This window comes from Corynebacterium aurimucosum (genome assembly GCF_030408555.1).
GTDB classification, from domain to species: domain Bacteria; phylum Actinomycetota; class Actinomycetes; order Mycobacteriales; family Mycobacteriaceae; genus Corynebacterium; species Corynebacterium aurimucosum.
On the sequence record NZ_CP047048.1, the window covers coordinates 1,172,174 to 1,184,336 of the forward strand.

Sequence of the window (12,163 nt, forward strand, 5' to 3'; positions counted from 1 at the left end):
TAAGACAGCGCGCGTTGGTGAAGCGACGAAAGGATATCCGTGAGCGATACGGACAAGACCGCAGCACAGGATCTCGCATCCCTGAAGCTGCCGGAATTGCGCAAGCTGGCTGCGGAGCGCGGACTTCGCGGCGTTTCTGGACTGCGCAAGGGGGACCTCATCACTGCACTGACCACCGGCCAGGTTCCGGCACGCGGCGCAAAGGCTGCTGCCGAGGGCGAGGCTAAGGACGCACAGCCGCGTCGCGCGGCCCGCAAGGCCTCGCGCCCCGCCGGTGCTGCTGACCAGGCCTCCGAGCAGCCGGAGCAGGACAAGAAGAAACAGGACCAGCCACAGCAGGAATCCGAGAACGCCCAGAAGGGTGAGGACGGTGCTCAGGAGTCCGAGCACAAGGACGGCCACGACGAGCAGCGCTACGAGTCCCGCTCCCAGGCCCGCCGTGCTCGCCGCAACCGTGCGCGCCGTCAGGAGCGCGAGGCCCGCGGAGAGTCCAAGGGCAACGGGAATGACAATGGCGCCGAGGACAACAACGGCAAGTCCGAGGACAACCAGTCCCGTGGCGGAAAGAACTCCGACAACGGTGACCACGGCAACGGTGGCAACGGTCATAACGGCGGCAATAACGGCGGTGGCCAGAATAACAACCGCCGCGATAACCACCGCAACGATGATGACAACAACGGCGGCGGAGGCCGCCGCAACCGCCGTAACCGTCGCAACCGCCGCGGGCGTGACCGCGATGGCGGCGGCAACGGTGGCAATGACCTGCAGATCCGCGAGGGCGATGAAGTGCAGGTAGTCGGCGGCATCCTCGAGGTCGTGGACAACAACGTGGCCTTCCTGCGCACCACCGGCTACCGCGCGGCGAGCTCCGATGTCTTTGTCAACAACAACCTCGTGCGCCGCCTTGGCCTGCGCTCAGGCGACGCCCTGACCGGCAAGGTCAAAGTTTCCGGCCCGACCCACACCCACGGCAACGGCCGCAACCGCCGCAAGTACAACCAGCTGGTGGAGGTCGACACCGTCAACGGCTTGGATCCGTCCACCGCGAAGGAGCGCCCGGACTTCGCCAAGCTCACCCCGCTGTACCCGAACCAGCGCCTGCGCCTGGAGACGGACCCGAAGATCCTCACCACTCGCGTCATCGACCTCATCATGCCGATTGGTAAGGGCCAGCGCGCGCTCATCGTCTCCCCGCCGAAGGCTGGTAAGACGACGATCCTGCAGAACATCGCCAACGCCATCGCCACGAATAACCCGGAGTGTTACCTCATGGTGGTCCTCGTGGACGAGCGCCCCGAAGAGGTCACGGACATGCAGCGCAGCGTCAACGGTGAGGTCATTGCCTCCACCTTCGACCGCCCTCCGTCAGAGCACACCTCGGTGGCAGAGCTGGCTATCGAGCGCGCCAAGCGCTTGGTGGAGCAGGGCAAGGACGTCGTCGTTCTGCTCGACTCCATCACCCGTCTAGGCCGTGCGTACAACAACTCCTCCCCGGCGTCGGGCCGCATCCTGTCCGGTGGTGTGGACTCCAACGCCCTGTACCCGCCGAAGCGCTTCTTGGGCGCTGCCCGCAACATCGAAAATGGCGGCTCGCTGACCATCATCGCCACCGCGATGGTGGAGACCGGCTCCACCGGTGACACTGTCATCTTCGAGGAGTTCAAGGGCACCGGCAACGCCGAGCTCAAGCTTGACCGCGCTATCTCCGAGCGCCGCATCTTCCCGGCCGTGGACGTCAACCCCTCCGGTACCCGCAAGGACGAGCTCCTGCTCGTTCCGGAGGAGGCACGCATCATGACCAAGCTGCGCCGCATCCTCTCCGGCTTGGACTCCTTCGCCGCCATTGACCTGCTCATCAAGCAGCTCAAGAAGACCCGCTCTAATGGCGAGTTCCTCATGCAGGTCGCTTCGTCCGCGCCCATGGCGGCAGACACGGACGAGGAGGACTACAAGTAATGTCTAACCAGGTTTCCCTCGTTGATGACATCATCTCCGAGTACCAAGGCATCGAAATGCAGATGGCTGACCCAGACGTAGCCGGGGATCAGTCGCAATTCCGCAAGCTGTCCAAGCGCTACGCTGAGCTGCGCCCCATCGTCGCCGTCAACGAAGAGCTGGTGCAGGCCCGCCAGGATTTGGCCGACGCCAAGGAGATGGCCTACGAGGATCACGAGTTCCAGTCTGAGGTTGACCGCCTCGAGCCGCTCGTCGTGCAGCTGGAGGAGCAACTCGCGGACCTCCTAGCCCCGCGCGATGAGCATGACTCCGAGGACATCATCATGGAGATCAAGGCCGGTGCTGGTGGCGAAGAGGCAGCGCTCTTCGCCGGTGACTTGGCCCGCATGTACGAGCGCTTCGCCGACAAGGCAGGCTTCCAGTGGGAGGTCCTGGGCCTCAACGAGTCTGACCTTGGCGGAGTGAAGGATATGTCCATCTCCTTCAAGTCCAAGACCCCCTCGCGCGATGGCGCGTGGAGCGTGTTCAAGTTTGAAGGCGGCGTCCACCGTGTACAACGCGTGCCGGTGACCGAGTCCCAGGGCCGCATCCAGACCTCTGCTGCTGGTGTGCTGGTCTACCCGGAGCCGGAGGAGATCGACTCCGTCAATATCGATGACAAGGACATCCGTGTCGACGTTTACCGTTCCTCCGGTAAGGGTGGTCAGGGCGTGAACACCACTGACTCCGCTGTGCGTATTACCCACCTGCCCACTGGCCTGGTGGTGACCTGTCAGAAGGAGCGCTCGCAGATTCAGAACAAGGCGCGTGCCCTGCAGGTGCTGCAGGCTCGCCTGGACCAGATGGAGCGCGAGGCCCGCGAGGCCGAGGCCGGCGAGCAGCGCGCCTCCCAGGTGCGCACCATGGACCGCTCCGAGCGCATCCGCACCTATAACTGGCCGGAGAACCGCATCACCGATCACCGCATTGGTTACAAGGCCAATAATCTTGACTCCGTGCTCGACGGCGATATGCAGGATCTCATCGAAGCTCTGCAAGCCCAGGAGCGCGCGGAGCGCCTTGAGGCCGAAGGCTAGAAGGCTAAGGCACGGTTAGATACGGTGACTTTTCACACCTATAAGGAGGCGCTTCGTGATGCCACGGAGCGCCTTCGCGCTGCCGGGGTACCCTCACCCGAGTGGGATGCGCGCCTGTTGGCTGCCCACCTCATTCACTGCGGCCACATGGATATCCCGCTAAACGAAGCTCCGATCCCCGGCTTTGACGTGGCATATGGGGCGTTGGTGGGGCGTCGTGAAGCGCGCGAGCCTCTCCAGCACATCCTAGGAGCGGCGTGGTTTGGCCCCCTCGAACTCGAGGTCGGCCCCGGTGTGTTCATCCCGCGCCCAGAGACGGAGGCGCTCGCCGACTGGGGAGTTAAGTTTCTGAAGAAACTTAACTCGTGGGAGACGAAGAAACTTAACTCATGGGAGACGAAGAAACTTAACTCATGGGAGACGAAGAAACTTAACTCATGGGAGACGAAGACTAACGCGCACCCTCCCCGCGTCGTGGATTTGTGCGCCGGATCCGGTGCACTGGCGTTGTACGTCGCCCACTACGTGCCGCAGGCCGAGGTGTGGGCAGTGGAGCTTGCCGACGCCGCCTTGGCCTACACCCGCCGCAACGTTGCACGTCATGACCGTGATGTGCAGCTGGTCCAGGGCGACGTGACGGATCCATATGTGCTTTCGGAGCTGCACGGCACCGTCGACCTCGTGCTGACCAACCCGCCCTATGTCCCCGAGACCCCGGACCTGGATCCAGAGGTCTACCAAGACCCCCACGAGGCGGTGTTTGGGGGAGCAGACGGCATGGAGACCATCACAGCGATGATTCCGACCATCGCCGCACTGCTTCGCCCCGGCGGAAAGGTGGGTATTGAACACGATGATGACACGTCTGAACTGGTGCAGGAAGCCCTGCGTGCGAATGGCGGGTTCACGCACATCGAGGTACTTAAGGATCTGACTGGCACCGCCCGCTTTGTCACGGCCGAACGGGGAGTACAGTAGATTGGTCGAAGATTGGTCGACAAGCCGATAGGAACGGAATTAAAGGAGAGACCAATGCAGGGACAGATTTATAACTGTGCGGACGCGGCAGAACGCGAAGAAGGAATGGCCCTTGCCGTCAAGGCTGCCAAGTCAGGGCGGCTCGTGGTCATGCCCACCGATACGCTCTACGGGTTGGGCTGCGACGCCTTCGATAATGACGCCGTTGCGAGCCTGCTGGCCACCAAACACCGCGGCCCCGACATGCCGGTGCCGGTGCTCGTGGGATCCTGGGACACCGTAAAAGGCCTTGTCGCCACTTTGGATGACACCGCACAAACGCTTATCGAGGCCTTCTGGCCTGGTGGTTTGTCCATCGTGGTCCCGCAAGCGCCTTCGCTTCCGTGGAACCTGGGCGATACCCGCGGCACGGTGATGCTGCGCATGCCCCTGCACCCCATTGCAATCGAGCTCCTCCGCGAGGTCGGCCCGATGGCGGTGTCCTCAGCGAATATCTCTGGACAGACTCCGCCGACCACTGCGATTGCTGCCAAGCAGCAGCTGGGTAAGGCCGTCACGGTCTACCTCGACGGGGGAGAAGCTGAGGTGGGCAAGCCCTCCACCATCATTGATCTGTCCGGCTCACACCCGTATCTGCTGCGCGAAGGTGCTTTGAGCGCCGAGCAGATCGGCGAGGTCATCGGAGTGTCTGCAGAGTCCCTGCGTACACGCCCGGGCTCCCAATCCTCTTAAGGAGACATCAGTGGCTGGAACCGGAGTGCCGCTGCGTGAGCTGGCGTTGGTGATCTTCGTCGCCGCGGCGTTTACCTACCTCACCACCGGACTGGTGCGCACCTTTCTGGTGCGCAGTGGCCAGGTGGCGGAGATCCGCCTGCGCGATAGTCACTCCCAGCCCACCCCGCAGCTTGGCGGAGTGGCGATGTTTACGGGGTTTGCCGCCGCAGTGTACCTCGCCGGCCAGCTTCCAGCCTTGACTCGCGGGTTTATGCCCGTCACGCCAGAGATGAACGCTGTGCTCTGGTCCGCTGCCGCCATCGTGGTTGTCGGTGTGGTGGATGACCTGTTGGAACTGAGTGCTTTGGTCAAACTCATCGGGCAGCTCGTTGCCGCAGCCATTATGAGCGGATTGGGCTTGACCTGGACGCTTCTCTTTCTGCCTTTTGGTGATGGAACCACGGTCATTCTGGACCAGGTCCAGGGAACACTCTTGACCACATTCTTTACCGTACTGCTCATTAATGCCATCAACTTCGTCGACGGCCTCGACGGCTTGGCGGCTGGGCTGGGCATGATTGCCGGCGGGGCCATCCTGGTCTTCTCCTTGACTGTTCTGCATGACCAAGGCGGTACCGTATCGGCCTATCCGCCGGCGATTATCGCGGCGGCACTCGTTGGTGTGTGTGCCGGATTCCTTCCGCATAATTTTGAGCCCTCCCGCATTTTCATGGGGGATAGCGGAGCGATGCTGATTGGTTTGTTGCTCGCCGCGGCGTCGACCTCAGCCTCCGGCAAGATCAACATGTCCCTCTACGGCACCGTGGACATCGTGGCGCTGATGTCACCCGTCATCGTCGTTGTTGCTGCGGTCTTTATTCCAGTCCTAGACCTTGTCTGGGCGGTCATTCGGCGTGTTTCGCAGGGGCGCTCGCCCTTCGCTGCCGATAAGGCGCATATCCACCACCGGCTGCTGTCGCTGGGGCATACGCACCGCCGCACCGTTCTGGTGCTCTACTTGTGGGTCTCCGCGGTGGCTTTCGGGGCGGTTTCCTTCTCCATCGTTCCAGCCCCTGTCGCGGTGGTGCTCGCTGTTTTTGCGCTCCTCGTAGCCTTTGGCGTGACCTTGATTCCGCTGCGCCAGGGCAAGATTGGACGCCGGCCGCGCTCGACTAGCGTGGTGCTGGAAACGGATCCCTCCTGAGGTAGGGTATGGGGCTGTGACTGATTCAACGACTTCCGAAGAGCTATCGCCCTATGACGATCATCGTCGTCCCCTCAAGCGCGCCCTGCGCCTCGGAGCCATTGGCCTCGTCGTAGTGACCATCGCATCCCTGGCCCTCTGGGGTGGCGTTCGTGGGTTGCCCGGCATCTGGGGAGTGCTCGTCGGCGCTGGTATCGGAGGCGGCTTCGTGCTCTTTACCGCAGCTTCGGTGCTCCTTACCGCGCGGACTACTCCCTCGACCACGATGGCTGTGGTGCTCGGCGGCTGGTTGCTCAAGGTGGTCATCCTCATCATGGTGCTGTTGCTGATTAAGGACTTGGACTTCTATGACACGATGGCGCTGTTTGTGACTGTGTTGCTAGCGCTGGCGGTGACGCTGGGAACCGAGGTCTGGGGTGTGATTACTTCCAACGTGACCTACGTGTCCTAGCGTGCCTCGATCTCCATCACAGGCCACTGCTTCCGGTGACCCCGGGAGGGTGGCTTTTTGTGTAGTAAGACACGTCTTTCAACCTGCTCATTACCCCCGTCAAGGTGGGAAAACGTGGGTATGTGACCAAATACACTCAGCAGGGTTTTGGCAGAATGCGGGCCTTTTATGAGGCTTTCTGGTGCTGGGCTGTGGCTTTAGGTCCGCAACGGTGCCCCCACGTGCGAAAACTTGAGGGCGAACTGATAGCATTCTCTTCGGGTTACCGCGGGTTAGCGTCATGCTATCCCGAAAAAGTACGGTTTATCCTTGCCCTGTTTACGCTGATGTGCGACGGAGTCCGTGGACAGGGCAAAGAGCTTGAGACGTCCATCGCACCACATAGCCTTCGACAAGCTGTGTGGCCCGAACACGGGAGAGAACGCTGAGCGTTACGACATTGGCCATGAAGGGTGAGTTTCACGCACCCGAACTGGATCCAGAATTTTTCCCGGGGCACGTAACCGATGATGGTGAAGTCGTCGATCTCTTGTTCGCCGATTTCGCCAACGGTTGGTTCGCTTTGGATCGCATCATGCTGGTTCGCCTGTTCATGGCGGCCATTCTGGTGCTCCTTTTTGTTGTCGCCTTTAGGAACCCGAAGCTGGTTCCTAAAGGATTGCAAAACGTAGCGGAGCATGCGATTGACTTCGTACGAATTCACATCGCAGAAGACATCTTGGGCCGTAAGGAAGGACGTCGATTCCTTCCGATCTTGGCCACGATCTTCTTCGGTGTTTTGTTCTGGAACGTAGCAACTATTGTTCCAGCTCTAAACATCTCTCCGAACGCTCGTATTGGTATGCCAATCGTGCTGGCAGCCGTCGCGTACATCGCCATGATCTACGCCGGTGCTAAGCGCTTTGGCTTCGGCAAGTTCATCAAGTCTTCGGTGGTTATTCCTAACCTGCCGCCGTTGCTGCACGTGCTTGTTGTGCCGATTGAGGCTTTCTCTACGTTTGTCATGCGTCCAGTCACGCTGGCTCTTCGTCTGATGGCGAACTTCCTGGCTGGCCACCTCATTTTGGTCCTGTTGTACTCGGCAACGAACTTCTTCTTCTTCCAGTTCAACGGCTGGACTGCCATGAGTGGCCTGACGCTGGTCGCAGCGGTTCTGTTCACGATTTACGAAATTATCGTCATTTTCCTGCAGGCATATATCTTTGCCCTGCTGACGGCGGTATACATCGAACTATCGCTGCATGCAGATTCGCACTAACAACAACGCGAACCTCGCGGTTAACTAAATACCCCAAAACCACCACATCCCCCGCGGACAAATCCGTGGGAAAACATTGAAAGGGAACGACTTTCATCATGAACGAAATCATTCTTGCTCAGGCCGCTGACGAGTCCACCCTCAAGGGTCTCGGTGCTATCGGCTACGGCATCGCAACCATCGGCCCGGGTCTGGGCATCGGTATCCTCGTCGGCAAGACCGTCGAGGGCATGGCTCGCCAGCCGGAGATGGCTGGTCAGCTGCGTACCACCATGTTCCTGGGTATCGCCTTCGTTGAGGCCCTCGCCCTGATTGGCCTCGTTGCAGGCTTCCTGTTCTAAAGAGCGCTTTACACAAAGTAAATCGAACTTTAAGAACGGAGCCCCATGAACAACGTCATTTACTACCTTGCAGCAGAGGGAAGTGAGCACCTGCCGCTGGAGAGCGGTAACTCCATCCTTCTGCCCAAGATGTACGACTTGGTCTGGTCCCTCATTCCGTTCGCCATCATCCTGCTTGTGTTCTGGAAGCTCGTTCTTCCGGCATACAACAAGATGCTGCAGGAGCGTGAAGACCGGATCGAAGGTGGCCTTAAGCGTGCGGAGGCTCAGCAGGCCGAAGCAAAGGCCGCCCTGGAAAAGTACAATGCTCAGCTCGCTGACGCTCGAGCAGAGGCTGCGGAGATTCGTGAGCAGGCGCGTGAGCGCGGCAAGCTGATCGAGGCAGAGGCTAAGGAAGCTGCAGAGGAAGAGTCTCGTCGCATCCTGACCGCCGGCGAGAAGCAGCTTGAAGCTTCCCGTGCACAGGTCGTGTCTGAGCTGCGTTCCGACATCGGGCAGAACTCCATCAATCTGGCAGAGAAGCTGCTCGGCGGCGAACTTTCGGACGCCACCAAGCAGTCCTCCACGATTGATAACTTCCTGTCCGAGCTCGACACTGTGGCACCGGCCGGAAAGTAGGCAACGATGAAGGCAGCTAGCCGCGAAGCACTCGCTACCACTGAGTCCAAGCTGGATGAGTTCCTCTCCAGCGACCGCTCGGTAGCGACTGCTACCCAGGCAGGCCAGGACCTCTTCGAGGTAGTCCGCGTCCTCGACGGCGACCGCGAACTGCGCGTCGCTCTGACCGACGACGCCGCCACCGCAGAGGAGCGCAAGTCCCTGGTACAGACCCTTTTCGGCGGGAAGGTCACCCCGGTAGCACTCCAGGTGCTGCAGGAGGCCGCCGCCGCACAGTGGTCGAGCCCGCGTGATATCGCCCGTGGCCTCATCATCCTCGGCCGCCGCGCACTGCTGCGTGGCGCTGAGTTTGAGGGCAAGCTGGGCCAGGTAGAAGACGAGCTCTTCTCCCTGTCGCGCGTGCTTGACCGAGAAGGCGAACTGACCCAGCTGCTTTCAGACCGTACTGCTACGTCCGATCGTAAGGTCGGGCTGCTGGCAAGCGTGCTCTACGGCAAGGTCACGATGGTTACTGAGGCGCTCGCGCTGCAGGCCATTGGCCGCCCGGAGCAGAACCCGATTGATGATCTCGCCGGTTTGGCGGACACCGCAGCCAAGCTGCAGGGCCGTACCATCGCGCGCGTGACCACTGCGGGTGAGCTGAACGATAGCCAGCGGGCAGCACTCGCTGAAAAGCTGGGCAAAATTTATGGTCGTGCGATGTCCATCCACTCTGAGGTTGACACCAGCCTCCTCGGTGGTATGACCATCCGCGTCGGCGATGAAGTCATCGATGGCTCGACGGCAGGCAAGATCGCCCGCCTTCGCGCGCAGATGGCATAAGCCGAAACGACAGAAACGATTAAGTAATTGCTGGAAGATACTACCGAGAGCAGGAAGAACATGGCGGAGCTGACGATCTCCTCCGACGAGATCCGTAGCGCGATTGCGAACTACACCTCGAGCTACTCCGCGGAGGCCTCCCGTGAGGAGGTCGGCGTGGTCATTTCGGCAGCTGACGGTATTGCGCAGGTTTCGGGCCTGCCGTCCGTCATGGCGAATGAGCTGCTCGAGTTCCCGGGCGGCGTGATTGGCGTCGCACAGAACCTTGACACCAACTCCATCGGTGTCGTGGTCCTGGGCAACTTCGAGTCGCTGAAAGAAGGCGACGAGGTCAAGAGGACCGGCGAGGTTCTCTCCATCCCTGTGGGCGAGGAATTCCTCGGCCGCGTAATTAACCCCCTGGGCCAGCCGATTGACGGCATGGGCCCGATCACCGCTGAAGAGGACCGCGTCCTCGAGCTGCAGGCACCGTCCGTGCTGCAGCGTCAGCCGGTGGAAGAGCCGATGCAGACCGGCATCAAGGCTATTGACGCGATGACCCCGATTGGTCGCGGTCAGCGTCAGTTGATCATTGGTGACCGTAAGACGGGTAAGACGGCTGTCTGTATCGACACCATCCTAAACCAGAAGGCTAACTGGGAATCTGGCGACAAGAACAAGCAGGTTCGCTGCATCTACGTCGCCATCGGCCAGAAGGGCTCCACCATCGCTGGTGTGCGCCACACCCTGGAGCAGCACGGCGCTCTGGAGTACACCACCATCGTGGCTGCTCCGGCATCCGACGCCGCCGGCTTCAAGTGGCTGGCACCGTTCTCCGGTGCAGCTCTGGGTCAGCACTGGATGTACCAGGGCAACCACGTCCTGATCATTTACGATGATCTGACCAAGCAGGCTGAGGCCTACCGTGCGATTTCCCTTCTGCTGCGCCGTCCGCCGGGCCGCGAGGCTTACCCGGGCGACGTCTTCTACCTCCACTCCCGTCTGCTGGAGCGTGCTGCAAAGCTCTCCGACGATATGGGTGCAGGTTCCATGACCGCACTGCCGATCATTGAGACCAAGGCGAACGACGTCTCCGCCTTCATTCCGACCAACGTTATTTCTATTACCGACGGCCAGGTCTTCCTGGAGTCCGACCTGTTCAACCAGGGCGTCCGTCCGGCAATTAACGTCGGTGTGTCCGTCTCCCGTGTTGGTGGTGCTGCACAGACCAAGGGTATGAAGAAGGTTGCCGGTAACCTGCGTCTTGAGCTGGCTGCCTACCGTGACCTGCAGGCCTTCGCGGCCTTCGCATCCGACCTGGATCCGGCCTCCAAGGCTCAGCTGGAGCGCGGTGAGCGCCTCGTCGAGCTGCTCAAGCAGGCCGAGTCCTCCCCGCAGCCTGTCGAGTACCAGATGGTATCCATCTTCCTCGCAGACCAGGGCATCTTCGACGTCGTTCCCGTCGAGGACGTACGCCGCTTCGAGAAGGAGCTGCACGATCACCTCAACTCTGCAACCCCGCAGGTGTTCGAGCAGATCCAGGGCGGCACCGCTCTGACCGACGAGTCCAAGGATGCACTTGTTGCAGCAGCTAAGGACTTCACTCCGTCCTTCCGCACGACCGAGGGCCACAACCTCGGCACCGAGGCGCCGGTTGACCCGCTCGCCGCGGATGACGTGAACAAGACCGAGCTCAACGTCTCCCGCAAGACGGCCAAATAGAGTTTCGCACGCTCTAAGAATTAACCGTCTAGAAAAAGAAGGGAGGAGCGAACACCATGGCTAATCTTCGTGAACTGCGTGACCGTATCCGGTCCGTCAATTCCACCAAGAAGATCACCAAGGCACAGGAGCTCATTGCTACCTCGCGCATTACCAAGGCTCAGGCCAGGGTAGAAGCGGCACAGCCTTATGCACGTGAACTGTCCAGCGTGCTCAACAAGCTGGCGGCGCACACGTCCCTGGATCACCCGATGCTCCGGGAACGCGAAGATGCCAAGGTAGCCGCCATTCTCGTGGTCTCTTCTGACCGCGGTATGTGCGGTGGCTACAACAACAACATCTTCAAGAAGGCGGCCGAGCTGGAAGCCCTGCTGAAGAGCGAGGGTTTCGAGACCGTCCGCTACGTCACCGGTAATAAGGGCGTTGGCTTCTACAAGTTCCGTGAGGCCGAGGTCGCTGGCAGCTGGACTGGATTCTCGCAGGATCCGACCTGGGAAAAGACGCACGACGTGCGCCGCCACATTATCGACGGCTTCGTTGCCGGTTCGAATGGCCAGGCCAAGACCCGTGAGGGTATCCACCTGGAGGGCGAGACCGTTCGCGGTTTCGACCAAGTACACGTTGTGTACACCGAGTTCGAGTCCATGCTGACCCAGACCGCGCGTGTGCAGCAGCTGCTGCCGGTGGTACCGGTTATCGAGGAAGAGGACTACAACCTGGGTGAGTCCGCGCTTTCCGACGCCGAGCCGAATAATCAGATCACTCCTGATTACGACTTCGAGCCGGATGCGGACACCCTGATGGAAGCGCTGCTTCCGCAGTACGTTTCTCGCCTCCTGTTTGCGATGTTCTTGGAGTCCTCGGCCTCCGAGTCCGCCGCACGCCGTACCGCAATGAAGTCTGCAACCGACAACGCTACCGAGCTGGTCAAGGACCTCTCGCGCGTGGCCAACCAGGCCCGTCAGGCGCAGATTACCCAAGAAATCACAGAGATCGTCGGTGGCGCTGGGGCGCTCGCCGAAAGCGCAGAAAGTGACTAGA

The 12,163-nt window shown here is 60.8% G+C and carries 12 protein-coding genes; all 12 read left to right on the top strand.

Features of this window, described 5'->3' with window-relative positions; all coding sequences use genetic code 11:
* The first annotated feature begins 39 nt into the window (after positions 1 to 39).
* The 12 genes from rho to CAURIM_RS05545 all read left to right on the top strand — a co-directional run bounded on the left by rho (position 40) and on the right by CAURIM_RS05545 (position 12,162).
* On the top strand, positions 40 to 1,959 hold the full coding sequence (gene rho / locus CAURIM_RS05490) for a transcription termination factor Rho (RefSeq protein ID WP_070443789.1): 1,920 nt from the start codon (positions 40 to 42) through the stop codon (positions 1,957 to 1,959).
* Complete coding sequence (gene prfA, locus CAURIM_RS05495; protein ID WP_070443792.1) at positions 1,959 to 3,035, top strand: peptide chain release factor 1; 1,077 nt, start codon at positions 1,959 to 1,961, stop codon at positions 3,033 to 3,035. The genes rho and prfA overlap by 1 nt, the downstream gene beginning before the upstream one ends.
* 24 nt (positions 3,036 to 3,059) lie before the next feature.
* A complete protein-coding gene (prmC, locus tag CAURIM_RS05500) occupies positions 3,060 to 4,013 on the top strand; it encodes a peptide chain release factor N(5)-glutamine methyltransferase (protein ID WP_201828358.1) in 954 nt (317 codons plus the stop codon).
* Positions 4,014 to 4,067: 54 nt separating this feature from the next.
* Positions 4,068 to 4,745, top strand: coding sequence for an L-threonylcarbamoyladenylate synthase (locus CAURIM_RS05505; RefSeq protein ID WP_070443797.1), 678 nt, complete (start codon positions 4,068 to 4,070; stop codon positions 4,743 to 4,745).
* Between the two features lie 10 nt (positions 4,746 to 4,755).
* Positions 4,756 to 5,931 (top strand): MraY family glycosyltransferase, encoded by a 1,176-nt coding sequence (locus tag CAURIM_RS05510; RefSeq protein WP_070443800.1) that lies wholly within the window; start codon positions 4,756 to 4,758, stop codon positions 5,929 to 5,931.
* Positions 5,932 to 5,947: 16 nt separating this feature from the next.
* Entirely contained in the window at positions 5,948 to 6,382 is a 435-nt protein-coding gene (locus tag CAURIM_RS05515; RefSeq protein WP_201828357.1) for a Cg1360 family ATP-synthase-associated protein, read from the top strand.
* A gap of 445 nt (positions 6,383 to 6,827) precedes the next feature.
* Positions 6,828 to 7,640, top strand: coding sequence for a F0F1 ATP synthase subunit A (gene atpB / locus CAURIM_RS05520; protein WP_070645977.1), 813 nt, complete (start codon positions 6,828 to 6,830; stop codon positions 7,638 to 7,640).
* Positions 7,641 to 7,738: 98 nt separating this feature from the next.
* Entirely contained in the window at positions 7,739 to 7,981 is a 243-nt protein-coding gene (locus CAURIM_RS05525; protein ID WP_010187073.1) for an ATP synthase F0 subunit C, read from the top strand.
* Between the two features lie 45 nt (positions 7,982 to 8,026).
* The gene (locus CAURIM_RS05530) at positions 8,027 to 8,599 is read left to right on the top strand and encodes a F0F1 ATP synthase subunit B (RefSeq protein ID WP_070645975.1); all 573 of its coding nucleotides are present in this window, start codon (positions 8,027 to 8,029) and stop codon (positions 8,597 to 8,599) included.
* 6 nt (positions 8,600 to 8,605) lie between these two features.
* On the top strand, positions 8,606 to 9,421 hold the full coding sequence (locus CAURIM_RS05535) for a F0F1 ATP synthase subunit delta (RefSeq protein ID WP_070443809.1): 816 nt from the start codon (positions 8,606 to 8,608) through the stop codon (positions 9,419 to 9,421).
* 60 nt (positions 9,422 to 9,481) lie between these two features.
* Complete coding sequence (gene atpA / locus CAURIM_RS05540) at positions 9,482 to 11,122, top strand: F0F1 ATP synthase subunit alpha (RefSeq protein WP_070443812.1); 1,641 nt, start codon at positions 9,482 to 9,484, stop codon at positions 11,120 to 11,122.
* A gap of 56 nt (positions 11,123 to 11,178) precedes the next feature.
* Entirely contained in the window at positions 11,179 to 12,162 is a 984-nt protein-coding gene (locus CAURIM_RS05545) for a F0F1 ATP synthase subunit gamma (protein WP_070525185.1), read from the top strand.
* The last annotated feature ends 1 nt before the right edge of the window (position 12,163 follow it).